Genomic DNA, 23,882 nt, shown 5'->3' on the forward strand with positions numbered 1-23,882 from the left:
CCGAGGATCTATGGAAACACGTCGCGATGACCGCATTGCTCAGCTGCTTCAGGCGCTGAAGCGCAGCGATAAGCTGCATCTTAAGGAAGCCGCTTCCCTGCTTGGCGTGTCTGAAATGACCATTCGTCGCGATCTGAACAGCGACAGCGCCCCCGTTGTGCTGCTTGGCGGGTATATTGTTCTGGAGCCGCGTAGCGCCAGCCATTATCTGTTAAGCGATCAAAAAACACGCCTGGTGGAAGAGAAGCGCAAAGCCGCGCGGCTCGCCGCCTCGCTGGTGCAGCCGCATCAAACGCTGTTTTTTGACTGCGGTACGACAACCCCGTGGATCATCGAGGCCATCGACAGCACCGTTCCCTTTACCGCCGTCTGTTATTCGCTAAATACCTTCCTGGCTTTGCAGGAGAAACCAGCATGCCGGGTGATTTTGTGTGGCGGCGAGTTTCATGCCAGCAACGCCATCTTCAAGCCGCTGAATATTCAGGACACGCTGAGCAATGTATGCCCTGATATCGCCTTTTACTCTGCGGCGGGCGTGAATGTGAAACAGGGGGCAACCTGTTTTAATCTTGAAGAGTTACCGGTGAAACAGTGGGCGCTCAACGCCGCGCAGCAGCATGTGCTGGTGGTTGATCACAGTAAATTTGGCAAGGTCCGTCCGGCAAGGATGGGAGAACTGTCGCGCTTTGACGCCATCGTCAGTGATTGCCGCCCGGATGACGAGCTGGTGGCATACGCGAAAGCGCAGCAGGTGAAGTTGATGTATTGAGGTTATGCCGGGTGGCGCTGCGCTTACCCGGCCTACGTTCGAGCCGTTACAGGCCGGGTAAGGCGAAGCCGCCACCCGGCAAAAACTTAGCTGAACCAGCTGCCAAACCAGCCGTGGAATTTCATTAACACAAAGTCCCACATCCGGCTGAAGAAGCCGCCCTCTTCCACCGCTTCCATTACCACCAGCGGACGCTGCTCAATAGATTTGCCGTTAAGCTGGAAATCTATCGTCCCGACCACCTGACCTTTTTTCAGCGGTGCGGTGAGCTGTGGCTCGGTCAGGGTATAGCTGGCTTTCAGGTTTTTCAGCTGACCGCGTGGAATGGTGACGGAACCCGCTTCACCCGCTCCCAGGTTCACTTCACTTTTATCACCAAACCAGACGCGCTGACTCACGAAGGTAGCGTCCGGCTTAATCGGCGTGACGGTTTCAAAGAAGCGGAAACCCCAGGTCAGCAGTTTTTCGGATTCGTTAAAACGAATTCGGTCGGTTTTCGTTCCCAGCACCACTGAGATCAGGCGCATATCGCCCTGCGTCGCAGAAGCCACCAGGTTGTATCCGGCCCCGGCAGTTGTACCGGTTTTCATGCCGTCCACGTTAACGTTACTACTCCACAGCAGACGGTTACGGTTAGGCTGGCGGATATTGTTGAAGGTGAACTCTTTCTCTTTATGGATAGCGTACTCATCCGGCACGTCATGGATCAGCGCTTTGCCCAGCAGCGCCATATCGCGCGCGGTACTAAACTGACCCGGCGCATCCAGGCCGTGAACAGTTTTAAAAGTGGTATTGGTCAGACCCAGTTTTTTCGCGTAGCCATTCATCAGCCCAATAAATGAGTCCTGACTGCCCGCGACGTAATCGGCCAGCGCAATACAGGCATCATTTCCCGACTGAATAATAACCCCTTTATTCAGATCGGACACGGAGACCTGGTCGCCAGGCTTCAGGAACATCACGGACGAGCCGCGCAGCGCCGGATTACCGGTCGCCCAGGCATCTTTCCCGACGGTGACCATGTCATTCAGCTTGATCTTGCCCGCTTTCAACGCCTGGCCGACCACATAGCTGGTCATAATTTTCGTCAGGCTCGCCGGGTCGAGTTTTTCGTCGGCGTTACCTTCCGCCAGCACTTTCCCGCTGGCGTAATCCATCAGGATCCAGGCGCGCGCATCAACAGGCGGCGCTTCGGGCGCTGTCTGTTCCGCCGCATGGAGCGTTGGGGCAAAAAGGAAAAGCAGCGCCGAGCCTGCCGCCAGGCTGCGCAGAGAGGAAGTTTTTTGCGTCATAAATGCCACCCGAGTGTCCATTCTAAAAATCACGTCACAATCACCGTGTCGCAAGAAGCGATGAGTAATAGCGCACTACAGCCTTCAAAGAAACCTGTTCCAGGTAAAGTTTTTAAAGTTTATGCAATAACATTCAGATACGCTTTGATTGCGGTGTTTTTTTTAGCATCTGTTGCGTAATTGTTAGGTTTATCTCACCATGGCGAAAAGCTGACTCGGATTCACATCTCATCGGGAGTAAATATGATTACGCTGTGGGGCAGGAACAATTCGACCAACGTGAAAAAAGTGCTCTGGACGCTGGAAGAGCTGGATTTACCGTTCAAGCAGGTTATGGCGGGCCTGGAGTTTGGCGTGAATAAAGACGCGGACTACCTGGCGATGAACCCAAACGGACTGGTGCCGCTACTGCGCGATGACGAGACAGACGCCACGCTGTGGGAGTCTAACACTATCGTGCGATACCTCGCCGCGCAGTACGGCCAGGGTCGGCTGTGGGTAGAAAATCCAGCCCAGCGCGCGCAGGGCGAAAAATGGATGGACTGGGCAAACCAGACGCTTTCCCCAACGCACCGCGTGATCCTGATGGGGCTTATACGTACGCCGGAAGCCGATCGTGATTATCCCACCATTCATGCCGCCCAGGACGCGTGCGAGTCGCTGTTTGCGATGATGAACGACGAACTGGCGAAGCATACCTGGTTCTCCGGCGACACGTTCGGCGTGGGCGATATCGCCGTCGCCCCTTTCGTCTGGAACCTCACTAACATGGGTCTCAGCTGGACCCCGCGCCCTCACCTTGAGCGCTGGATCCAGCAGCTCAGCGAGCGCCCGGCGTATCGCAACGTGGTGATGATCCCGGTGACCTGATTACGACCCGGACGGGCTGACTTTCCAAAGCTGCCCGTCCGTCTCGTCGGTCAGCACGTACAGATAACCATCCGGCCCGACGCGCACATCGCGAATTCGATGATCTTTATCCCCAAGAATGCGCCCGTCCTCCGTCACGGTATTGCCCTTCACGCTCAGCACGATGACGTCTTTCTCCTTCAGCGCGCCGATAAACAGCTTGTTTTTCCACTGCGGGAAGACGTCGCTGTTGTAGAACGCCATGCCGCTGACGGCGGGCGACACTTTCCAGACAAACAGCGGTTTTTCAGTGCCCTCAACGTGCTCGCCTTTCGCTTCCGGGATTTTCAGGCCGCTGTAGTTGATCCCGTGCGTCGCCATCGGCCAGCCGTAGTTTTTGCCTTTTTCAGGAATGTTGATCTCATCCCCGCCGCGAGGGCCGTGTTCATTAAGCCACAGCGCGTCGCTCCACGGGTTCATCGCCATTCCCTGCGGGTTGCGAATGCCGTAAGACCAGATTTCAGGCCGTGCACCGGCGGTGTTCACAAACGGGTTATCCGGCGGCACTTTCCCGTCCTCCGTCAGGCGCACCACCTTGCCCTGAAGCTTATCCAGATCCTGCGCCGTCGGGCGCTGGTTGTTTTCACCCAGGCCAATAAAGAGATGGCCTTTGCCGTCGAACACCAGCCGTCCGCCAAAGTGGTTGCCAGTAGAGAGCTTCGGCATCTGTCGGAACACCACCTGGAAGCCCTCAATGCGCGAGAGGTCATCGCTCAACCGCCCGTAGCCCACCGCGGTACCCGCTTTTCCATCATCACCCGCCTCGGCGAAGCTGAGCCAGATCCGCCGTGATTGTTCAAAATCCGGGTCCAGCACCACGTCCAGCAATCCGCCCTGGCCGCTCGCCCAGACCTTCGGCACGCCGATAATCGGGTCGGAGAGCCCTTTCCCTGCCTGCCAGTGCTTAAGCTGCCCGTCTTTTAGCGTGATCAGCAGCCCCTTATTATCAGGCAGAAACGCCAGCGACCAGGGGTGATCCAGTTTTGTCTGTAGCACGTCGACCTTAACCGTCTCGGGCGCCGCAAGCAGCGAAAGCGGGAATAACAGTGCAGGGAGGAAAAGCAGCGAGGATCGAGGCATAACGCACTCCTTTATCGGCATATGGCTTAAAGATTAGCCACTGTTCCCGGGTGCGTTAACACTTTTACAAAAGCTTAATCAAAAGGGGGAGTTGCCTCCCCCGGGTTCAGTGTCGGGCAAGCGTTTCCGGCTTGTTCAGACACATGATGCAAAGCGCGAGCGTGGTCAGGCAGTTTTCAAGCTTCTCCGCGTTAACGGCAATAAAATTCGGGCAGTCGTGACGTCCGTTCATCAAACAGACCCCGGCGATGGAAAGCACCTCGGCGGCGCGGCGCAGCGCCACTAGTTCGTTTTCAGCGCAGTGCGCTTTCAGGATGGGTGCTTTATCACGCATGAAATTGCAAAGTTCAAAGAAATTATCACGCAGATTTTCGCTTTCGCTGACTGACATATACCCTTTCGCCTTGCGGAGTTGCAGATATGCAGCCAGGTCGATTCGGGCGTTGATCAGCTTGTTAAGCAGATCGCGTTTCAGTCTGTCAACGGACATGCTATTTCCTCCTCTGTCAGCCATGTTACCCTATTAATAATAAGGTCATTTTTTGTACAATGTGATGCCTGAGATCAATAAACGATAACTGATTAACATTCTTTACAATGTTACAACGATTGCCCGCCTCAACTGCGCCATCAAGAGTGTATAAATCCCCCGCGATACGCTGTAAAATCCCGCCCTGATAACTCCATAATTGATGAATTTTTAACCTATGAGCAATGTTACGCACCCGCCGAAAATCGGCTTTGTCTCCCTGGGCTGCCCGAAGAACCTGGTGGATTCCGAACGGATCCTGACTGAACTTCGCACTGAAGGCTATGACGTGGTGCCAAGCTACGACAACGCCGACATGGTGATCGTCAACACCTGTGGGTTCATCGACAGCGCGGTCCAGGAGTCACTGGAAGCCATTGGTGAAGCCCTGACGGAAAATGGCAAAGTGATTGTCACCGGCTGCCTGGGCGCGAAGGTGGATCAGATCCGCGAAGTGCACCCGAAGGTACTGGAGATCACCGGCCCGCACAGCTACGAGCAGGTGCTGGAACATGTTCATCACTACGTACCAAAGCCAAAGCACAACCCGTTCCTGAGCCTGGTACCGGAACAGGGCGTGAAGCTGACGCCGCGCCACTATGCTTACCTGAAAATTTCCGAAGGCTGCAACCATCGCTGCACCTTCTGCATCATCCCGTCGATGCGTGGCGATTTGGTGAGCCGTCCGATTGGCGAGGTGCTGGCAGAAGCCAAACGCCTGGCCGACGCGGGCGTGAAGGAGTTACTGGTCATCTCCCAGGACACCTCCGCCTACGGCGTGGACGTCAAACACCGCTCCGGCTTCCATAACGGCGAGCCGGTAAAAACCAGCATGGTTGGCCTGTGCGAGCAGCTTGCTAAGCTCGGGATCTGGACGCGTCTGCACTACGTCTACCCTTACCCGCACGTTGACGACGTGATTCCGCTGATGGCGGAAGGCAAAATCCTGCCGTATCTGGATATCCCGTTACAGCACGCCAGCCCGCGCATTCTGAAGCTGATGAAGCGTCCTGGATCCGTTGACCGCCAGCTGGCGCGCATCAAGCAGTGGCGCGAGATCTGCCCGGATCTGACCCTGCGCTCCACCTTCATCGTTGGCTTCCCGGGTGAAACCGAAGAAGATTTCCAGATGCTGCTCGACTTCCTGAAAGAAGCGCGTCTGGATCGCGTGGGCTGCTTCAAGTACAGCCCGGTTGAAGGCGCAACGGCCAACGAGCTGGCGGACCAGGTACCGGAAGAGGTCAAAGAGGAACGCTGGAACCGCTTTATGCAGCTGCAACAGCAGATCTCTGCTGAACGCTTGCAGGAGAAAGTGGGCCGCGAAATTCTGGTCATTATCGACGAAGTGGACGAAGAAGGCGCGATTGGCCGCAGCATGGCGGATGCGCCTGAAATCGACGGCGCGGTGTACCTGAACGGGGAAACCAACGTCAAGCCGGGCGATATTATTCGCGTGAAGGTTGAAAACGCCGACGAGTATGATTTGTGGGGCAGCCGGGTTTAATCTTTAACCCCTCACCCCGGCCCTCTCCCCAAAGGGGCGAGGGGGAACAGACCGCACCGAGCAGTCCCCTCTCCCCTCAGGGGAGAGGGTTAGGGTGAGGGGTAAGTTCCTGCAAAAACCTACCCCTTAATCCTCGGATCCAGCGCGTCGCGCAGCCCATCCCCCAGCAGGTTAAACGCCAGCACGGTCAGGAAAATCGCCAGGCTCGGGAAGATCGCCACGTGCGGGGCGATCACCATATCCGCCCGCGCCTCGTTCAGCATCGCGCCCCACTCCGGCGTCGGCGGCTGTGCGCCTAACCCCAGAAACGACAGGCTGGCCGCCGAGATAATCGACACGCCTATGCGCATGGTGAAATAGACCACGATAGACGAGACCGTTCCCGGCAGAATATGGCTGAACAGGATTGTGGCATCGCTGGCTCCCATGCTGCGGGCCGACTCGATAAAGGTCTGCTGCTTCAGCACCAGCGTGTTGCCACGTACCAGGCGCGCGAAAGCGGGAATCGTGAATACCGCCACGGCGATGATGACGTTCGCCATGCCGCTGCCCATCACCGCCACCACGGCAATCGCCAGCAGAATACCGGGAAAGGCAAACAGCACGTCGCAGATACGCATGATGATGCGGTCCCACCAGCCTTCATAGTACCCGGCCACCAGCCCAAACACGGTGCCAATCGCTGCGCCCATCAGCACCGCAAAGACCCCGGCCGCCAGCGAGATCTGCGCCCCTACCAGCACGCGGCTGAAAATATCGCGCCCGAGCGAGTCCACGCCAAACCAGTGCATCATCGACGGTCCATCGTTCAGCCGGTCGTAATCGAAGTAATTTTCCGCATCAAACGGGGCTATCCAGGGGGCGATAATCGCCACCAGGATCAGCAGTAACACAAACAACCCGGCGACCATAGCGACGGGCTGACGACGGAATCGACGCCAGAACTCAACCCACGGGGTGCGAATATGGTCCGGCCTGATCCCCGGCATAGCGTTTAAAATGGCCTGGCGACGCCAGTTCAGTAATCGCATCTTACTTATACCTGATGGCCGGGTTAATGGCGGCGTACAGCACATCCACCACTAAGTTGATAAGAATAAACTCCAGCGAGAAAAGCAGAACTTCAGCCTGAATCACCGGGTAGTCACGCATATCGACCGAGTCGACCAGCAGGCGCCCCAGCCCCGGCCAGTTAAAGACCTTCTCAACCACGATAGAGCCGCCCAGCAGGAAGCCGAACTGTAGCCCCATCATCGTGACCACCGGGATCATCGCATTACGAAAACCATGCTTCAGAATGACCCATTTCTCACTCACCCCTTTTGCCCGCGCGGTGCGAATGTAATCTTCGCTCAGCACGTCGACAAAGGAGGCGCGGGTGAAACGGGCCATCACTGCCGCAACGGCTGCGCCAAGCGTCATAGAGGGCAGAATGTAGTGCTTCCAGGTGTCGGCCCCGACGGTGGGCAACCAGCCCAGCTCGACGGAGAAAATCTGCATCAGCAGCATACCCAGCGCAAACGCCGGGAAAGAGATACCGGTGACCGCCAGCGCCATACCGAGCTTATCCGGCCAGCGGTTGCGCCAGACGGCGGCGACAATCCCCGCGCCCAGGCCAAACACAACCGCCCAGCTCATACTGGCAATCGTTAACCAGAAGGTGGGCATAAAGCGGCTGGCAATCTCCTCCGACACCGGACGACGCGACACCATCGAGATGCCGAAATCGCCCTGAAGGACATTGCCAATGTAGCGCAGAAATTGCCGATACAGCGGCTGGTCAAGACCGAGCTGTTTACGTACCAGTTCGATAACCGTCGCATCCGCTTCCGGTCCGGCAATCAAACGCGCCGGATCGCCGGGCAGCATGTGGACAAACAAAAACACCAGCACGGCCACAATCAGCAGCGTCGGGATAAGCCCCAGCAGGCGTTTACACACATAATTCAGCATGAGTTTTATTTTAGATCCGCGTCATCAAAGCTAAAGCCCGTATCCGGCATGATGTAAAAACCGGTCAGCGCTTTATTGTGGGCTGAGACCAGTTTTTCCACCACCAGCGGCACCCACGGCGACTCTTTCCAGATAATGTCCTGCGCCTCTTTGTACAGGCGCGCTTTCTCTTCCGGTTTGGTGGTTTTCAGGGCATCAGCCAGATCCTTATCCACCTGCGGATTACTGTAGAACGCGGTATTGAACAGCGTTGGCGGCCAGTTCTGGGAAGCAAACAGCGGCGACAGGGACCAGTCCGCTTCACCGGTTGAAGCCGTCCAGCCGGTGTAGAACATCCGCACGCCGCTCTCTTTCTGTCCTTTGCCTTCCACTTCCGCCGCGCGCTGTCCGGCATCCATCGCCGTGACCCTGGCTTTAATGCCCACCTGTGCCAGCTGCTGCTGGGTAAATTGCAGCACCTTCTGCGCGGTACTGTGGTTATGCGACGACCACAGCGTGGTGCTAAAGCCGTTCGGATAGCCCGCCTCTTTCAGCAGTTCCCGCGCTTTCGCCGGATCGTACGGCCACGGCTGATAGCTCTGCGCGTACTCAATGGTTGGCGGCATCACGCCCGTCGCCGGGGTGGCGTAGCCGGCAAAGGCCACCTTCACCAGTGCCTGGCGGTTAATGGCGTAGTTGATGGCTTCGCGCACCTTCGGGTTATCAAACGGTTTTTGCGTGACGTTCATGCTGATGTAGCGCTGCATAATCGACGGGCTGGCCACCAGCTCCAGCTTGCTGTTTTTCGCCAGCAGCGCTGCCTGTTCGTAGGGGATCGGGAAGGCAAACTGCGCTTCGCCGGTTTGCAGCATCGCGGCACGGGTATTGTTGTCCACGACCGGCCGCCAGGTGAGGGTATCCAGCTTCGGCAGCCCCGGCTGCCAGTATCCGGCGAATTTCTTCACCTTCACATAATCGGTCTGGTTCCAGGTAAGCAGTTCGTACGGTCCGGTCCCCACCGGGTGGAAGCCAATCTCTTTGCCGTATTTCTTCAACGCCGCAGGGGAAATCATCACCGTCGCGGGATGCGCCAGGATATTGATAAACGCCGAGAACGGCTCTTTGAGGGTGATCTTCACCGTCGCTGGATCAATCACCTCGGTTTGGGCGATATTTTTATACAGGTTGTAGCGCTTAAGACCGTTTTCCGGATTGCTGGCTCGGTCCAGGTTGACCTTAACCGCCTCGGCGTTGAAGTCGGTGCCGTCCTGGAACTTCACGCCGGTACGGAGCTTAACGGTATAGACCAGCCCGTCGTCCGACACGGTATAACCTTCCGCCAGCACGTTTTTCAGCTTCATCTCGCGGTCCAGGCCGAACAGCCCCTGGTAGAAGGATTTTGTCACCGCCTGAGAAAGGGTGTCGTTAGCATCATACGGATCCAGCGTCGTGAAGTTAGACCCCACAGCCACCACCACGTCTTTCGCCGCGATCGCGGGGGCGGCGGCCAGCGCAGCCGTCACGCTCGCGGCAAGCAGCCATTGACGAGCAACAAAAGGAACCATTGTGTTCTCCTGCCTGTTGTAAGTTATAACCGCGAGAATGCATTGCCCTGACGCGGGGGTGCGACAAAATGACCGGGACCGACTTCACGCAGCGCCACGCGCTCCAGAGTTTCGCCCCGTTTACGAATATTGCTCGGCATTTCGTCCTGCAACAGCACGCGCTGGGCGTGACGATGCTCAGGATCGGCAACCGGTACGGCGGCCATCAGCTTGCGGGTGTACGGATGCTGCGGGTTTTCAAATACCGCCCGACGGGGGCCAATTTCAACAATTTGCCCCATGTACATCACCGCCACGCGATGGCTGATCCGCTCAACCACCGCCATATCGTGAGAGATAAACAGAAACGCAATGCCCAAATCCCGCTGTAAATCGAGCAGGAGATTGATGATTTGCGCGCGGATGGAGACATCCAGCGCTGACACGGACTCATCCGCAATCACCACCTTCGGATTCAGGGCCAATGCCCGGGCTATGCAGATACGCTGTCGCTGACCGCCAGAAAATTCGTGCGGATAACGCCAGGCATGCTCCGGTTTCAGGCCCACGCGCTCCAGCAGCCACGCGACGCGGCGCTGCGCGGCTTCACCGTCGAGCAGGTTGTGCACCCGCAGCGGCTCCATAATCGAGTACCCCACCGTATGGCGCGGATCGAGCGACGCATAAGGATCCTGAAAAATAAACTGAATATCCCGGCGCACCGCCTGCAATTTACCATTGGGGAGTGTATCGATGCGCTCACCGTTGAAGGTGATGCTTCCCTCCTGCGACTCAACCAGCCTGAGCAGCGCCCGCCCGGTGGTGGATTTACCGCAGCCGGACTCCCCCACCAGCGCCAGCGTTTCGCCCGGCCAGAGATCAAAACTGACGTATTCAACCGCATGCACTTCGCGCTTCACGCGGTTAAGGATCCCGCTGCGCAGCGGGAAACGGGTCACCAGGTCACGCACTTCAAGGATCGGCCTGCCGGAAACCACCGTGTTCTGCTCGGTTTCGTCTTCCTGCTGGCCCTGTTCGGTCTGAGAGAACAGCGGAAAACGGCGCGGAAAATCACTGCCATTCATGGCGCCCAGACGCGGGACCGCCGCCAGCAGCGCTTTAGTATAAGGATGCACCGGCGCATGAAAGACCTGCTCCACCGTGCCGGTTTCCACAGCTTTGCCCTGATGCATAACCAGCACCCGATCGGCAATATCCGCCACCACCCCCATATCGTGGGTGATGAATATCACCCCCATCTCCATCTCCTGCTGCAACACCTTAATCAGTTGCAGGATCTGGGCCTGAATGGTGACATCCAGCGCCGTGGTGGGTTCGTCCGCAATGAGCACCGCCGGACGGCACGACAGCGCCATCGCAATCATCACCCGCTGGCGCATGCCACCGGAAAGCTGATGCGGATAGCGGGACAAAATCGCGTGCGCCTCAGGGATACGTACCAGCTCCAGCATCCGTTTAGCTTCGTTGAGCGCCTCATCACCGCTCAATCCCTGATGCAGGCGGATAGATTCGGCAATCTGCTCGCCCACCGGGAAGACCGGGTTCAGGGAGGTCATCGGCTCCTGAAAAATCATCGCAATATCCGCCCCGCGCACCCCCTGCATCCGGGACGCGCTCAGCTCGTTGAGATCGATAACCTGACGGTTGCGACGGCGCAACAGCATCCGCTCGCTGGTGACCTGCCCGCCCGTCTGCTCAAGCAGACGCATCAGCGCCAGCGCGGTAACCGATTTACCGGATCCGGACTCGCCGACAATCGCCAGCGTCTCGCCGCGCCTGAGCGAAAACGATAAATTCTGTACTGCAGGGATGAACTGCCGCTCTTCCTGAAAGGCAATATTCAGTTGGTGGACAGCCAGCACTTCGCAGTTGTCCAGCTCTTCACTGTGCGGCACGCAATGCCCCCTTATTCACGATAAATGCCTGTGCTGGGCGCATCGCCGGCATACCCCCACGCCCGGTACATCCCTTCACTGTTGAACGGCAGCGCCACGTTGCCCTCCCGATCCACCGCGATTAAGCCACCTTCTCCGCCCAGGGCTGGCAGTTTCTCCATTACCACCCGCTCGCAGGCCTCACTCAGACTTAATCCGCCGTAATCCATTAGCGCGGTAATGTCGTAGGCCGCCAGCGCGCGAATAAACACTTCGCCAGTGCCGGTGCATGACACCGCCGCCGTGGCGTTATTAGCGTAACACCCGGCCCCCGGCAGCGGACTGTCGCCGACGCGTCCGGGAAGCTTGTTGGTCATACCGCCTGTCGACGTCGCGGCGGCGAGGTTACCGGCTTTATCCAGCGCCACCGCGCCTACCGTGCCCATTTTGCTGCGTTCATCGAGCGGCGCGGCATGGTCCAGCTGTGTCATCCACGCTGTACGGGCCTCCAGCAACTGCCGGTAACGCTCCTCGGTGGAAAAAAGATCGGGCGAGACCGTATCCATCCCGTGCTCGACGGCAAATTTCTCCGCCCCCGCCCCGGTCAGCAGCACATGCGGGCTTTGATCCATCACCAGACGCGCGGCCAGCACGGGATTGCGCAGTCGGCTGACGCCCGCCACCGCCCCCGCTTTCAGGGTGATACCGTCCATCACGCAGGCATCCAGTTCATGCGTTTCATCGCGCGTAAAGACCGAGCCAATACCGGCATTAAACAGCGGACACTCCTCCAGCAGGCGCACCGCTTCGGTCACCACGTCCAGCGCGCTTTCGCCCGCTTCCAGCATGCGCTGGCCTGTTTCCACAATGGCGTTCAGCGCATCAATATAACGCTTCTCCTGCTCGGGACTGAGCTGTGCACGGGTGATTGCCCCGGCACCGCCATGAATTGCGATAACCGCTTTACTCATTTCGCATCACCCATCAGCCTGGCTGGCTGCTTTTTCTATAAATATCATTATCGTCGACGAATCTTCAGATGATTTTTGAATATAGAAAGACGCAACTGTGATGTAAAGCTTACACCCATCGGGTCATACAGTTAGCCGCACTTTTCTGCCATAATGAGCGCTTTCGTTGTTACTCCGCAGGAGCCCACCATGGATTTTACCGCCGGACTGATGCCGCTTGAGACGGCACTCTCGCAGATGCTTGATCGTATTACTCCCCTGCACGACGTTGAGACGCTGCCGCTTGTGCGCTGTTTTGGCCGTATTGCCGCGCGCGATATCGTCTCGCCGCTGAACGTGCCGGGGTTCGATAACGCGGCGATGGACGGCTATGCCGTACGTCTGGCGGATTTGCAAACGGGTCAGCCGCTGCCGGTGGCAGGTAAAGCCTTTGCCGGGCAGCCGTTCAACGGTGAGTGGCCAGCGGGCACCTGCGTGCGCATTATGACCGGCGCGCCGGTGCCAAAGGGCTGTGAAGCCGTGGTGATGCAGGAAGAGACCGAACTAACGGACGACGGCGTGCGTTTTACCGCCAGCGTCAAAGCGGGACAGAATATCCGCCACATCGGGGAAGACATTACCCTCGGCGCAACGGTCTTTGCCGCCGGGCAAAAACTGACGGTCGCCGAACTGCCGGTGCTGGCATCGCTTGGCATCGCGGAGATTGACGTTGTCCGCAAGGTACACGTGGCGGTGTTCTCCACGGGAGACGAGCTACAGCTTCCGGGTCAGCCGCTGAACGAGGGGCAGATTTACGACACCAACCGTCTGGCGGTGCACCTGATGCTTGAGCAACTGGGCTGCGAGGTGATTAACCTCGGCATCATTCCTGACGATCCGGAGAAACTGCGCACGGCGTTTATCGACGCGGACGCCTCTGCCGACGTGGTGATCAGCTCCGGCGGCGTTTCGGTTGGCGAAGCGGATTACACCAAAACCCTGCTTGAAGAGCTGGGTGAAATCGCCTTCTGGAAGCTGGCGATTAAACCGGGCAAACCGTTCGCGTTTGGCAAACTTCCGCACAGCTGGTTCTGTGGCCTGCCGGGTAACCCGGTCTCTGCCGCGCTGACCTTCTACCAGCTGGTGATCCCGCTGCTGGCGAAGCTTTCAGGCAACAATGCCGACCCGCTGCCGGAACGTGTGCGCGTGCGGGCGGCAACGCGCCTCAAAAAATCTCCGGGCCGTCTCGATTTCCAGCGCGGCATTCTGGCGCGCAACGCCGATGGCGAGCTGGAGGTGAGCACCACCGGGCATCAGGGTTCGCACATCTTTAGCTCCTTCAGCCAGGGTAACTGCTTTATCGTGCTGGAGCGCGATCGCGGCCACGTTGAGGCGGGCGAATGGGTTGAAGTGGAACGCTTTAACCACCTGTTCGGAGGCTGACATGACGGTGGAACTGAGCGACCCGGAGATGATGCGCTACAACCGCCAGATCGTGCTGCGCGGGTTTGATTTCGAGGGTCAGGAAGCGCTCAAGGCGGCCAGCGTGCTGGTTGTCGGCCTTGGCGGGCTGGGCTGCGCGGCGGCGCAATACCTGGCTGCGGCGGGCGTCGGCCGCATGACGTTACTGGATTTCGATACCGTGTCGGTGTCGAACCTGCAACGCCAGACGCTACACAGCGACGCGACGGTTGGTCAGCCGAAAGTGGAATCTGCGCGCACGGCGCTGGCGCGAATTAACCCCAACGTTCAGTTCACCCTGATTGACGCGATGCTGGATGACGACGCGCTGTTTGCGCAGATTGCTCGGCATGACCTGGTGCTGGACTGCACCGATAACGTCGCCATTCGTAACCAGCTCAATGCGGGCTGCTTTGCCCATAAAACGCCGCTAATTTCCGGCGCGGCCATCCGCATGGAGGGGCAAATCAGCGTTTTCACCTACGCTGAGGGAGAGCCCTGCTACCGTTGCCTGAGCCGTCTGTTTGGCGAGAATGCGCTGACCTGCGTCGAGGCGGGCGTGATGGCGCCGCTGGTTGGGGTTATCGGTTCCTTGCAGGCGATGGAGGCGATTAAGGTGCTGGCGCATTACGGCACGCCCGCAGCGGGCAAAATCGTGATATATGACGCGATGACCTGTCAGTTCCGCGAGATGAAGCTGATGCGTAATCCGGGGTGTGAGGTGTGCGGAGGTTAAACCCTGCTGCGGCCTGATGCCCTCACCCCGGCCCTCTCCCACAGGGAGAGGGAGAAAATCGTAGGCCGGGTAAGCGTCAGCGCCACCCGGCAACAGCATCAAATAGACGTCCGCCCAAACGCCCCCTGCCAGTCCTGCTCAAACTTCACAATTGCCGCATCTACTGCCGGAGAGGTAATAAACTGCTGCGCCACGTCCAGCGGCAGCGTGATGGACTCGCACCCTGCCAGCAGGCAGTCCAGCGCCTGGCGCGGGGTTTTAAAGCTCGCGGCGAGCACTTTTGACTGCGGTGCGTGCAGCGTCAGCAATTGTTGCAGTTCAATCACCGTCTGGATCCCGTCCCCGCCCTGCGCGTCCACGCGGTTCACGTAAGGGGCCACATACTCAGCACCCGCCAGCGCGGAGAGCATCCCCTGCGCTGCGCCGTATACCGCGGTACCCAGCGTCGGGATCCCTTCTGCTTTCAGCATTTTGATCGCCGCCAGCCCTTCAGCGGTCACGGGCACTTTCACCACCAGGTCATTGATTATCGCGCGCAGGTTACGTGCGTCTTCCACCATCCCCTCGGCGGTCTTCGCCATCACCTGGGCGAACAGCCGGCCCTTGCCGCCCAGCGCGTCGTGCAGCGCGGGCAGCAGTTCTTCCAGAGGCGTTTTACCCGCCGCCACAATGCTTGGGTTAGTGGTCACGCCCGCCAGCGGGAAGATACGCGCCAGCTTTTTGACTGCCGCAACGTCAGATGTGTCGAGATAAAGTTCCATGATGTCACCCTCAAAATTAGCCTGCATTTACCCTATCACGAGAAAACCTGCTCATGAATTGACCCATATCAAGATAACTTTCATTCGAAAGTAATTTAATCTTCATATGTAATTAGAGGGCAAAAAAATGATCTTCAACATACAGCGTTACTCCACCCACGACGGCCCCGGTATTCGAACCGTGGTGTTCCTGAAAGGCTGCTCGCTGGGCTGTCGCTGGTGCCAGAACCCGGAAAGCCGCTCCCGCACGCGGGACGTCCTGTTTGACGCCCGTCTGTGTCTGGACGGCTGTGACCTGTGTCAGCAGGCCGCGCCAGGGTGTGTTGAACGTGCGCTGAACGGGTTGATCATCCATCGTGAAAAATTAAGTGAAAAGACGCTCACTGCCCTCACCGACTGCTGCCCGACGCAGGCGCTTACCGTCTGCGGTGAAGAGAAGCAGGTGGAGGAGATTATGGCCACCGTGCTACGCGACAAGCCCTTCTACGACCGCAGCGGCGGCGGGATCACCCTTTCCGGCGGCGAGCCGTTTATGAATCCTGACCTGGCGCACGCCCTGTTTAAAGCCAGCCATGAACAAGGCATTCATACTGCGGTTGAAACCTGCCTTCACGTGCCCTGGCATTATATCGAGCCTTCACTGCCGTATGTCGATCTGTTCCTGGCGGACCTGAAACATGTCGACGGCGAGGTGTTCAAGCAGTGGACCGATGGCTCTGCTAAGCGGATCCTGGACAACCTGAAGCGCCTGGCTACCGTCGGGAAGAAGATCACCATTCGCGTGCCGCTGATCCAGGGCTTTAACGCCGATGAAGCGTCGGTTACCGCCATTACCAATTTCGCCGCCGACGAACTCGGCGTTCACGATATTCATTTTCTGCCGTATCACACGCTGGGCATGAACAAATACACCCTGCTCGGCCAACCCTACTCTGCCCCTGACAAACCGCTGGATAACCCTGCCCTGCTGGACTTCGCGCAGCAGTATGCCTGCCAGAAAGGGTTAACCGCGACCTTACGAGGATAAACTTATGACCACCCTGAATCTCAACACCCTCAGCGAGCGCATCAAGGCGCACAAAACGGCTCTGGTGCATATCGTTAAGCCGCCGGTCTGTACCGAACGCGCGCAGCACTATACCGAAATGTACCAGCAGCATCTGGACAAGCCGATCCCGGTACGTCGCGCGCTGGCCCTCGCCCACCACCTGGCAAAACGCACCATCTGGATCAAGCACGATGAGCTGATTATCGGTAACCAGGCCAGCGAAGTGCGTGCCGCGCCGATCTTCCCGGAATATACCGTCTCCTGGATTGAGAAAGAGATTGACGATCTGGCGGACCGTCCAGGTGCAGGCTTTGCGGTGAGCGAAGAGAATAAACGCGTTCTGCATGAAATCTGCCCGTGGTGGCGCGGCCAGACGGTACAGGATCGCTGCTACGGTATGTTTACCGACGAGCAGAAGGGCCTGCTGGAAACCGGCATCATCAAAGCGGAAGGCAACATGACCTCAGGCGACGCACACCTGGCGGTGAATTTCCCGCTGGTGCTGGAGAAAGGGCTCGACGGCCTGCGCGCGAAAGTAGCCGAGCGCCGCTCGCGCATCAACCTGACGGTACTGGACGATCTGCACGGCGATCAGTTCCTGAAAGCCATTGATATCGTGCTGGAAGCCGTAAGCCTGCACATCAGGCGCTTCGCCGATCTGGCACGTGAGATGGCCGCCAGCGAAACCCGCGACAGCCGCCGCGACGAGCTGCTGGCGATGGCGGAAAACTGCGACATCATCGCCCACCAGCCGCCAAAAAGCTTCTGGCAGGCGCTACAGCTGTGCTACTTCATTCAGCTGATCCTGCAAATTGAGTCCAACGGTCACTCCGTCTCCTTTGCCCGTATGGACCAGTACCTTTACCCGTACTATCGCCGCGACGTGGAGCTGGACCAGAGCCTGGATCGCGAGCACGCCATCGAGCTGCTGCACAGCTGCTGGCTGAAGCTGCTGGAAGTGAACAAAATCCGCTCCGGCTCGCACTCCAAAGCCTCTGCGGGCAGCCCGCTGTATCAGAACGTCACCATTGGCGGCCAGAAGCTGGTCAACGGCGAGCCAATGGACGCGGTCAACCCGCTCTCCTACGCAATTCTGGAATCCTGCGGCCGTCTGCGCTCCACCCAGCCAAACCTGAGCGTGCGCTACCACGCTGGCATGAGCAACGACTTCCTCGACGCCTGCGTGCAGGTGATCCGCTGCGGCTTCGGGATGCCGGCGTTTAACAACGATGAAATCGTCATCCCGGAATTTATCAAGCTCGGCGTGGAACGAGAGGACGCGTATGACTATGCGGCGATTGGCTGCATCGAAACCGCCGTCGGCGGAAAGTGGGGCTATCGCTGCACCGGCATGAGCTTTATCAACTTCGCCCGCGTGATGCTGGCAGCGCTGGAAGGCGGTCGCGATGCCACCAGCGGCCAGGTATTCCTGCCGCAGGAAAAAGCGCTTTCGGCCGGTAATTTTGGCAATTTCGACGAAGTGATGGCGGCGTGGGATAACCAGATCCGCTACTACACCCGCAAATCTATTGAGATCGAGTACGTGGTGGACACCATGCTGGAAGAGAACGTCCACGATATTCTCTGCTCGGCGCTGGTGGACGACTGCATCGAACGCGCGAAAAGCATTAAGCAGGGCGGCGCGAAGTATGACTGGGTTTCCGGCCTTCAGGTGGGGATCGCCAACCTCGGTAACAGCCTGGCCGCGGTGAAGAAGCTGGTGTTTGACCAGGGCGTTATCGGTCAGCAACAGCTGGCGGCGGCGCTGGCGGATGACTTCGAGGGGCTGACCCACGAGCAGCTGCGCCAGCGCCTGATCAACGGCGCGCCGAAGTACGGCAACGACGACGACAGCGTGGACCTGCTGCTGACCCGTGCCTACGAAACCTACATTGAAGAGCTGAAGCAGTATCACAACCCACGCTACGGCCGTGGCCCGATTGGGGGTAACTACTACGCGGGCACGTCGTCTATCTCCGCAAACGTGCCGTTTGGCGCAGCAACCATGGCGACGCCGGACGGACGTAAAGCGCACACCCCGCTGGCGGAAGGGGCAAGCCCGGCCTCCGGTACCGACCACCTCGGCCCGACGGCGGTGATTGGCTCCGTGGGTAAACTGCCGACGGAAGCGATCCTCGGCGGCGTGCTGCTTAACCAGAAGCTGAACCCGTCGACGCTGGAAAACGACAGCGATCGCCAGAAGCTGATGGTGCTGCTGCGCACCTTCTTCGAGGTGCATAAGGGCTGGCATATTCAGTACAACATTGTCTCGCGCGAAACGCTGCTGGAAGCGAAGAAACACCCTGATCAGTATCGTGACCTGGTGGTGCGCGTCGCGGGTTACTCGGCGTTCTTCACCGCCCTGTCACCTGATGCGCAGGACGATATTATTGCCCGTACCGAGCATACACTGTAAAAAAACGCCCGGTGGCGCTTCGCTTACCGGGCCTACATTGTCTCCCCGTAGGCCGGGTAAGGCGAAGCCGCCACCCGGCTTTCTGACTTTCATTCGAAATTAAATTTGTGCTCCCCGTCACCTTGTTATTAGAATGTTTCAAAACGCAGTGACCCAGGAGCACAGTATGACCGTAAAAGTTATCGTCACCGATATGGACGGAACTTTCCTTGATGATGCCAAGCAGTACGATCGTGACCGCTTCCAGGCACAGTTTGAGCAGCTTAAAGCCCGTAACATCGAATTTGTTGTCGCCAGCGGCAACCAGTATTACCAGCTCATCTCCTTTTTCCCGGAGCTGAAAGATCAGATCTCCTTCGTCGCGGAAAACGGCGCGCTGGTGTTCGACCACGGCGAACAGATTTTCCACGGTGAGCTAACGCGTCATGAGTCGCAGATCGTCATTGGTGAACTACTGAAAGACAAAGGGCTGAATTTTGTGGCCTGCGGGCTGGAGAGCGCGTACGTCAGCGATAAGGCTCCAGAAGCGTTCGTGAAGCTGATGTCGAAACACTACCATCGCTTAAAACCCATCAGCGATTACCGCGACATTGACGACGTGCTGTTTAAATTCTCCCTGAACCTGCCGGACAGCGATATCCCGAACCTGGTAGATAAACTGCATGTCTCCCTGGACGGCATCATGAAGCCGGTTACCAGCGGCTTCGGTTTTGTCGATTTGATTATCCCGGGCCTGCACAAAGCCAACGGCATCAGTCGTCTGCTGAAACGCTGGAAAGTCTCCCCGCAGGCGTGCGTCGGCATTGGCGACAGCGGCAACGATGCGGAAATGCTGAAGCTGGTGAAATATTCATTTGCGATGGGCAATGCGGCAGAAAGCATTAAAGCGGTCAGCCGTTACACTACCGACGATAACAACCATCAGGGCGCGCTGAATGTGATTCAGGCCGTGCTCGACGCCCACTCCCCGTTCGACGTCTGATCCCCTACCTGCCGGAGCCTCACTCCGGCCCCTTCACTCTTTTTCCATCCTGTGGCGCCCGTCAAGGTTTTAAACTTGCATTAACTTATTTTTAACTTAAAGTATCACTTGTAGACACTTTTACTTTCGAATGAAAGATGCGAGGCAGTTATGACCTTTACCAGCGAAACGTTGCCAGCGGACCACAAAGCGGCAATTCGTCAGATGAAACGCGCGCTACGGGCCCAGATCGGTGACGTGCAGGCAGTGTTCGACCGGCTTAGCGACAAAATCGCCGCCCGCGTGGCGGAAATTAATGCCCTTAAAAATAAAGGTGAATCCGTATGGCCGGTAATCCCCTTTACGGATGTGAAAAACGGTACGATCACCGCCGAACAGCGCGAAGCGGTTAAACGTCGCGGCTGCGCGGTGATCAAAGGCCACTTCCCGCGCGAGCAGGCGCTGGCATGGGATCAATCGATGCTCGACTACCTCGATCTGAATAAGTTTGACGAGGTTTACAAAGGACCCGGCGATAACTTCTTCGGCACCTTAACGGCCTCTCGCCCGGAGATTTATCCGATCTACTGGTCTCAGGCGCAAATGCAGGCGCGCCAGAGTGGAGAGATGGCACAGGTACAGTCGTTCCTGAATCGTTTATGGACATTTGAGAGCAACGGTAAGCAGTGGTTCGACCCGGACGTGAGCGTAATTTATCCGGACCGCATTCGCCGCCGCCCACCAGGAACAACCTCGAAAGGACTTGGCGCACACACCGATTCCGGCGCGCTGGAGCGCTGGCTGCTGCCCGCTTATCAGCAGGTCTTTGCCCGCGTGTTTGACGGCAACGTTGAGAAATACGATCCGTGGAATGCTGCGCACCGTACCGAGGTGGAAGAGTACACGGTGGATAACACCACCAAATGCTCCGTGTTCCGCACCTTCCAGGGCTGGACGGCACTGTCGGACATGATCCCCGGCCAGGGGCTGCTGCACGTGGTGCCGATCCCGGAAGCGATGGCTTACATTCTGCTGCGTCCGCTACTGGACGACGTGCCGGAAGACGAACTGTGCGGCGTGGCGCCGGGGCGCGTGCTGCCGATTTCTGAGAAGTGGCATCCGCTGCTCATCGAAGCGTTGACCAGCATTCCCGCGCTGGAAGCCGGTGATTCTGTCTGGTGGCACTGCGATGTGATCCACTCGGTCGCGCCGGTGGAAAACCAACAGGGCTGGGGCAACGTGATGTATATTCCTGCCGCGCCGATGTGCGAGAAAAACCTCGCCTACGCGAAAAAGGTCAAGGAAGCGCTGGAAACCGGCGCGTCACCGGGAGATTTCCCGCGCGAGGATTATGAGAAAAGCTGGCAGGACCGTTTCACCGTGAACGATCTGAACATCCACGGCAAGCGCGCGCTGGGCATGGCTTAACTGTCGTAAAGCCCTTCCCGCTCAACGGCGGTGCGTCGTTTTCCCTGACGTATCCGCCGTACCGATTCCCGCACGGCCAGCGTGCCGTTCAGCAGCAATGTTCCGACCGGCGCGTCCGGGCGCATCAGCCGCTGCTGGAGCATATATACCGCTTCTGTTCCCAGCTCATCGCGCGGGACATGCACCGCCGTCAGAGGCACATCCTGAATCGCCGCGAGATTAAAGCCGTCGATGCTCATCACCGAGACATCCTGCGGCACGCGCAGACCGTGTTTTTGCAGGGCGCTGATGGTTCCCGCCGCCATAAAGTCGCCGCCCACCAGGAACGCCGTCGGCAGATCTTTCCCTTTTTGCTGGTGAAGCCACTCACTCACCAGTTGCTCCGTCTCTTTGGCGCTAAAGCTTGGCACCATCAGCAGATCGCGCCGGTCGCTAAACCTGAGGTTATGGCCGTGCCACGCGTCGCGGATCCCCGACAGGCGCAGCTCCATGGTATAGCGACGCAAACACAGCACATTCATCACCTCCCGGTGCCCCATCTCGAACAGGTACTCCGCCGCCCGCTCGCCAATGGCGCGGTGATCCGGCGCGACGGCGGGCAGGCGCATGTGGCGGTCCCGGCAGTTAATCAGCATGCAGGGTTTGCCCACGTCTACCGCCAGATCGTGGATATGCGGATCGTCGATACCGAGGAGGATCGCCGCCTGGGTGTCCACTTCGTTCATGCGGGCCAGAAACAGCTGGGCGTCGCTGTCGTTCTCCTCCAGCGCACAGTAACGCAGGCGAACCTCGTGCGAGGCCAGCCCTTTGCTCACGCTCTGGATGACGCGGTAATAAAAGATGTCAGACCGCTCGTCAAACGCCCGCTGCGGGGCAAACACCATCAGGCTGTTAAGCAACAGACGCCCCGCCGCCATGCCCTCTATTACCCCCAGCTCCCGCGCGCATGCCAGCACCGTTGCCCGTGCTTTTTCGCTGGTGTTTGCCTTCCCCGCCAGCACGCGGGAAACGGTGCTGATGGAGAGCCGGGTACGGGCGGCGATTTCGGTGATTTTAAGCCTTTTATCCATTTTGTGATCTGGCTCCGGATGTGAAATGAAAAAATTTTCACAACATCTTTATCAGGTAATAACTTGCGAGAAGGCCATAATGCCGAAAATTAAACCTCGGTTATGAGAAAGTTTGCACAAAATCCACTATTTCCTGCTCAATTTCTCTCTTAAGGTGAACCTGTCACACAACTTCCATACTAGTTGTATAGCAGCTTAGCACTCTAAAACAGATAACTTTCAAACGCCTGACGCTGTGTGACATCTGAACCTTTGTCCCTTACCGTCCGTCTTGTGGAGAAGAAAATGAGTCAGGACATCAACAACACCGTTGCGACAAGCAAAACCCGTCGCGTCATTAAGAATCTGCGCTGGTACGTACTGGTGCTGTTTCTTCTTGGCGTGACCGTAAACTACATCACCCGTAACTCGTTAGGTATTCTCGCCCCCGAGCTGAAAGAGAGCCTTGGTATCACCACCGAGCAATACTCGTGGATCGTCGGCGCGTTCCAGATCGCCTATACCATTTTCCAGCCCCTTTGCGGCTGGCTGATTGACGTTATCGGCCTCAAGATTGGCTTTATGGTCTGCGCCGGGATTTGGGCGCTGATGTGTATCTTCCACGCAGGTGCCGGGAGCTGGCTGCATCTCGCGATCCTGCGCTTCTTTATGGGCGCGTCCGAAGCCGCCGCCACGCCAGCGAACGCCAAAACCATCGGTGAATGGTTCCCGAAATCAGAGCGTCCTGTTGCCGCCGGTTGGGCGGGCGTGGGCTTCTCCATCGGTGCGATGCTGGCTCCGCCAATCATTTACTTCGCTCATGCGTCGTTCGGCTGGCAGGGTGCGTTTATGTTTACCGGCGTACTGGCGCTGCTGTGGGTGATCCTGTGGTGGATCTTCTATCACAACCCGGAGCAGCACCCGAACCTGAGCCGCGACGAGCTGGCGTTTATCAAACAGGATAACGAACCCGCACCGGTCAGGCTGCCCTTTCTGACCGCGCTGAAAACCGTCTCGAAGAACAAACGGTTCTACGGTATCGCCATTCCGGCCTTTATGGCGGAACCCGCCTGGGCGGTGCTGAGCTTCTGGGTGCCGCTTTACCTCGCCAAAGAGCACGGCATGGATTTGAAACAGATCGCGATGTTCGCCTGGCTGCCGTTCCTCGCCGCCGACCTCGGCAGCGTGGCGAGCGGCTACCTCACCCGGCTTTATACCCGCTGGTTCGGCTGCACCCGCGTCAACTCGGTGGTGGCAAGTTCAGTGACCGGCGCGTTTTTGATGATTTCTCTGGCCGTTGTGGCCGTGACCCGCGACCCGTATATCACCATCGTGCTGATCTCCATCGGCGGTTTCGGCCACCAGATCATCTCCTGCATGCTGAGCGCGCTGGTCGTGGAGTCGTTCGACAAGGGCCAGATGGCGACGGTTAACGGCATGCGCGGCTCGGCGGCGTGGATCGCCAGCTTCCTGTTCTCTCTTTTGATTGGGGTGACCGCCGACAAAATCGGCTTCAACCCGCTCTTTATCGCCATGGGCTTCTTTGACCTGATTGGCGCTTTCTTCCTGGTGGCATTTATTGCTGAACGTCGCGCCAAGCGCGCCTGATAGTGGATGT

The 23,882-nt window shown here is 58.1% G+C and carries 20 protein-coding genes; 10 read left to right on the forward strand and 10 right to left on the reverse strand.

Going from position 1 to position 23,882, the window contains the following annotated elements:
* Window positions 1–10: 10 nt before the first annotated feature.
* Window positions 11–769: a DNA-binding transcriptional repressor DeoR gene (gene deoR / locus ACOT0L_RS10875; protein WP_022647554.1), complete on the forward strand. Its 759-nt coding sequence runs from the start codon at window positions 11–13 to the stop codon at window positions 767–769.
* A gap of 86 nt (window positions 770–855) precedes the next feature.
* Here the strand turns inward: deoR and dacC are convergent, their stop codons facing one another.
* Window positions 856–2,061 (reverse strand): serine-type D-Ala-D-Ala carboxypeptidase, encoded by a 1,206-nt coding sequence (dacC, locus tag ACOT0L_RS10880; protein WP_023299674.1) that lies wholly within the window; start codon window positions 2,059–2,061, stop codon window positions 856–858.
* A gap of 243 nt (window positions 2,062–2,304) precedes the next feature.
* Between dacC and ACOT0L_RS10885 the strand changes: the two genes are divergently transcribed.
* A complete protein-coding gene (locus ACOT0L_RS10885) occupies window positions 2,305–2,931 on the forward strand; it encodes a glutathione S-transferase family protein (RefSeq protein WP_126503633.1) in 627 nt (208 codons plus the stop codon).
* Here ACOT0L_RS10885 and ACOT0L_RS10890 read toward each other — a convergent pair whose 3' ends face one another.
* Both ACOT0L_RS10890 and bssR read right to left on the reverse strand, forming a co-directional pair.
* Window positions 2,932–4,050: a PQQ-dependent sugar dehydrogenase gene (locus ACOT0L_RS10890; protein WP_126503631.1), complete on the reverse strand. Its 1,119-nt coding sequence runs from the start codon at window positions 4,048–4,050 to the stop codon at window positions 2,932–2,934.
* Between the two features lie 106 nt (window positions 4,051–4,156).
* Window positions 4,157–4,540 (reverse strand): biofilm formation regulator BssR, encoded by a 384-nt coding sequence (bssR, locus tag ACOT0L_RS10895; protein ID WP_022647550.1) that lies wholly within the window; start codon window positions 4,538–4,540, stop codon window positions 4,157–4,159.
* Window positions 4,541–4,757: 217 nt separating this feature from the next.
* Here bssR and rimO point away from each other — a divergent pair, with 217 nt between their 5' ends.
* A complete protein-coding gene (gene rimO / locus ACOT0L_RS10900) occupies window positions 4,758–6,083 on the forward strand; it encodes a 30S ribosomal protein S12 methylthiotransferase RimO (protein WP_022647549.1) in 1,326 nt (441 codons plus the stop codon).
* 119 nt (window positions 6,084–6,202) lie between these two features.
* On the opposite strand, the gene gsiD is transcribed toward rimO, so the two are convergent.
* From gsiD to iaaA, 5 genes are read right to left on the reverse strand one after another with little or no spacing between them, the layout of a single operon-like run.
* Window positions 6,203–7,114: a glutathione ABC transporter permease GsiD gene (gsiD, locus tag ACOT0L_RS10905; RefSeq protein ID WP_048966435.1), complete on the reverse strand. Its 912-nt coding sequence runs from the start codon at window positions 7,112–7,114 to the stop codon at window positions 6,203–6,205.
* 1 nt (window position 7,115) lies between these two features.
* Window positions 7,116–8,036 carry a glutathione ABC transporter permease GsiC gene (gene gsiC / locus ACOT0L_RS10910; RefSeq protein ID WP_006809475.1) on the reverse strand — a complete coding sequence of 307 codons (921 nt, stop codon included), beginning with the start codon at window positions 8,034–8,036 and terminating at the stop codon, window positions 7,116–7,118.
* Window positions 8,037–8,041: 5 nt separating this feature from the next.
* Complete coding sequence (gene gsiB, locus ACOT0L_RS10915) at window positions 8,042–9,580, reverse strand: glutathione ABC transporter substrate-binding protein GsiB (protein WP_126503629.1); 1,539 nt, start codon at window positions 9,578–9,580, stop codon at window positions 8,042–8,044.
* 23 nt (window positions 9,581–9,603) lie between these two features.
* Window positions 9,604–11,475, reverse strand: coding sequence for a glutathione ABC transporter ATP-binding protein GsiA (gsiA, locus tag ACOT0L_RS10920; RefSeq protein WP_126503627.1), 1,872 nt, complete (start codon window positions 11,473–11,475; stop codon window positions 9,604–9,606).
* 11 nt (window positions 11,476–11,486) lie between these two features.
* The gene (iaaA, locus tag ACOT0L_RS10925; RefSeq protein ID WP_126503625.1) at window positions 11,487–12,425 is read right to left on the reverse strand and encodes a beta-aspartyl-peptidase; all 939 of its coding nucleotides are present in this window, start codon (window positions 12,423–12,425) and stop codon (window positions 11,487–11,489) included.
* 189 nt (window positions 12,426–12,614) lie between these two features.
* Between iaaA and moeA the strand changes: the two genes are divergently transcribed.
* A complete protein-coding gene (moeA, locus tag ACOT0L_RS10930; protein WP_126503623.1) occupies window positions 12,615–13,847 on the forward strand; it encodes a molybdopterin molybdotransferase MoeA in 1,233 nt (410 codons plus the stop codon).
* A 1-nt stretch (window position 13,848) separates the two neighbouring features.
* Window positions 13,849–14,601 (forward strand): molybdopterin-synthase adenylyltransferase MoeB, encoded by a 753-nt coding sequence (gene moeB / locus ACOT0L_RS10935; RefSeq protein ID WP_063138198.1) that lies wholly within the window; start codon window positions 13,849–13,851, stop codon window positions 14,599–14,601.
* Window positions 14,602–14,699: 98 nt separating this feature from the next.
* Here moeB and fsa read toward each other — a convergent pair whose 3' ends face one another.
* Window positions 14,700–15,362 (reverse strand): fructose-6-phosphate aldolase, encoded by a 663-nt coding sequence (fsa, locus tag ACOT0L_RS10940; protein WP_108367364.1) that lies wholly within the window; start codon window positions 15,360–15,362, stop codon window positions 14,700–14,702.
* 127 nt (window positions 15,363–15,489) lie between these two features.
* On the opposite strand from fsa, the gene ACOT0L_RS10945 reads away from it, so the two are divergent.
* The 4 genes from ACOT0L_RS10945 (at window position 15,490) to ACOT0L_RS10960 (ending at window position 21,215) form a co-directional block, all read left to right on the forward strand.
* Window positions 15,490–16,389, forward strand: coding sequence for a glycyl-radical enzyme activating protein (locus ACOT0L_RS10945; RefSeq protein WP_126503621.1), 900 nt, complete (start codon window positions 15,490–15,492; stop codon window positions 16,387–16,389).
* 4 nt (window positions 16,390–16,393) lie between these two features.
* The gene (locus tag ACOT0L_RS10950; RefSeq protein WP_126503619.1) at window positions 16,394–18,826 is read left to right on the forward strand and encodes a formate C-acetyltransferase/glycerol dehydratase family glycyl radical enzyme; all 2,433 of its coding nucleotides are present in this window, start codon (window positions 16,394–16,396) and stop codon (window positions 18,824–18,826) included.
* Window positions 18,827–18,992: 166 nt separating this feature from the next.
* Window positions 18,993–19,808 carry a Cof-type HAD-IIB family hydrolase gene (locus ACOT0L_RS10955; RefSeq protein ID WP_023299662.1) on the forward strand — a complete coding sequence of 272 codons (816 nt, stop codon included), beginning with the start codon at window positions 18,993–18,995 and terminating at the stop codon, window positions 19,806–19,808.
* 150 nt (window positions 19,809–19,958) lie between these two features.
* A complete protein-coding gene (locus ACOT0L_RS10960) occupies window positions 19,959–21,215 on the forward strand; it encodes a DUF1479 domain-containing protein (protein ID WP_126503617.1) in 1,257 nt (418 codons plus the stop codon).
* Here the strand turns inward: ACOT0L_RS10960 and ACOT0L_RS10965 are convergent.
* Entirely contained in the window at window positions 21,212–22,285 is a 1,074-nt protein-coding gene (locus ACOT0L_RS10965) for a LacI family DNA-binding transcriptional regulator (RefSeq protein ID WP_032676354.1), read from the reverse strand. The two genes, ACOT0L_RS10960 and ACOT0L_RS10965, sit on opposite strands and share 4 nt — an antisense overlap.
* Before the next feature lie 285 nt (window positions 22,286–22,570).
* On the opposite strand from ACOT0L_RS10965, the gene ACOT0L_RS10970 reads away from it, so the two are divergent.
* Window positions 22,571–23,872, forward strand: coding sequence for an MFS transporter (locus ACOT0L_RS10970; protein ID WP_023299659.1), 1,302 nt, complete (start codon window positions 22,571–22,573; stop codon window positions 23,870–23,872).
* Window positions 23,873–23,882 lie beyond the last annotated feature (10 nt).

The organism is Enterobacter cloacae complex sp. XAL002, from assembly GCF_049236805.1.
Lineage (GTDB): Bacteria > Pseudomonadota > Gammaproteobacteria > Enterobacterales > Enterobacteriaceae > Enterobacter > Enterobacter intestinihominis.

What these genes read in the sequence shown, in the direction of transcription:
- gsiC (WP_006809475.1), bottom strand. Translation starts at nt 8,036, where the DNA reads ATGCTGAATTATGTGTGTAAACGCCTGCTGGGGCTTATCCCGACGCTG.
- bssR (WP_022647550.1), bottom strand. Translation starts at nt 4,540, where the DNA reads ATGTCCGTTGACAGACTGAAACGCGATCTGCTTAACAAGCTGATCAAC.
- ACOT0L_RS10955 (WP_023299662.1), top strand. Translation starts at nt 18,993, where the DNA reads ATGACCGTAAAAGTTATCGTCACCGATATGGACGGAACTTTCCTTGAT.
- deoR (WP_022647554.1), top strand. Translation starts at nt 11, where the DNA reads ATGGAAACACGTCGCGATGACCGCATTGCTCAGCTGCTTCAGGCGCTG.
- iaaA (WP_126503625.1), bottom strand. Translation starts at nt 12,425, where the DNA reads ATGAGTAAAGCGGTTATCGCAATTCATGGCGGTGCCGGGGCAATCACC.
- gsiD (WP_048966435.1), bottom strand. Translation starts at nt 7,114, where the DNA reads ATGCGATTACTGAACTGGCGTCGCCAGGCCATTTTAAACGCTATGCCG.
- moeA (WP_126503623.1), top strand. Translation starts at nt 12,615, where the DNA reads ATGGATTTTACCGCCGGACTGATGCCGCTTGAGACGGCACTCTCGCAG.
- ACOT0L_RS10965 (WP_032676354.1), bottom strand. Translation starts at nt 22,285, where the DNA reads ATGGATAAAAGGCTTAAAATCACCGAAATCGCCGCCCGTACCCGGCTC.
- rimO (WP_022647549.1), top strand. Translation starts at nt 4,758, where the DNA reads ATGAGCAATGTTACGCACCCGCCGAAAATCGGCTTTGTCTCCCTGGGC.
- moeB (WP_063138198.1), top strand. Translation starts at nt 13,849, where the DNA reads ATGACGGTGGAACTGAGCGACCCGGAGATGATGCGCTACAACCGCCAG.
- ACOT0L_RS10970 (WP_023299659.1), top strand. Translation starts at nt 22,571, where the DNA reads ATGAGTCAGGACATCAACAACACCGTTGCGACAAGCAAAACCCGTCGC.
- ACOT0L_RS10890 (WP_126503631.1), bottom strand. Translation starts at nt 4,050, where the DNA reads ATGCCTCGATCCTCGCTGCTTTTCCTCCCTGCACTGTTATTCCCGCTT.
- ACOT0L_RS10945 (WP_126503621.1), top strand. Translation starts at nt 15,490, where the DNA reads ATGATCTTCAACATACAGCGTTACTCCACCCACGACGGCCCCGGTATT.
- ACOT0L_RS10960 (WP_126503617.1), top strand. Translation starts at nt 19,959, where the DNA reads ATGACCTTTACCAGCGAAACGTTGCCAGCGGACCACAAAGCGGCAATT.
- dacC (WP_023299674.1), bottom strand. Translation starts at nt 2,061, where the DNA reads ATGACGCAAAAAACTTCCTCTCTGCGCAGCCTGGCGGCAGGCTCGGCG.
- ACOT0L_RS10885 (WP_126503633.1), top strand. Translation starts at nt 2,305, where the DNA reads ATGATTACGCTGTGGGGCAGGAACAATTCGACCAACGTGAAAAAAGTG.
- ACOT0L_RS10950 (WP_126503619.1), top strand. Translation starts at nt 16,394, where the DNA reads ATGACCACCCTGAATCTCAACACCCTCAGCGAGCGCATCAAGGCGCAC.
- fsa (WP_108367364.1), bottom strand. Translation starts at nt 15,362, where the DNA reads ATGGAACTTTATCTCGACACATCTGACGTTGCGGCAGTCAAAAAGCTG.
- gsiB (WP_126503629.1), bottom strand. Translation starts at nt 9,580, where the DNA reads ATGGTTCCTTTTGTTGCTCGTCAATGGCTGCTTGCCGCGAGCGTGACG.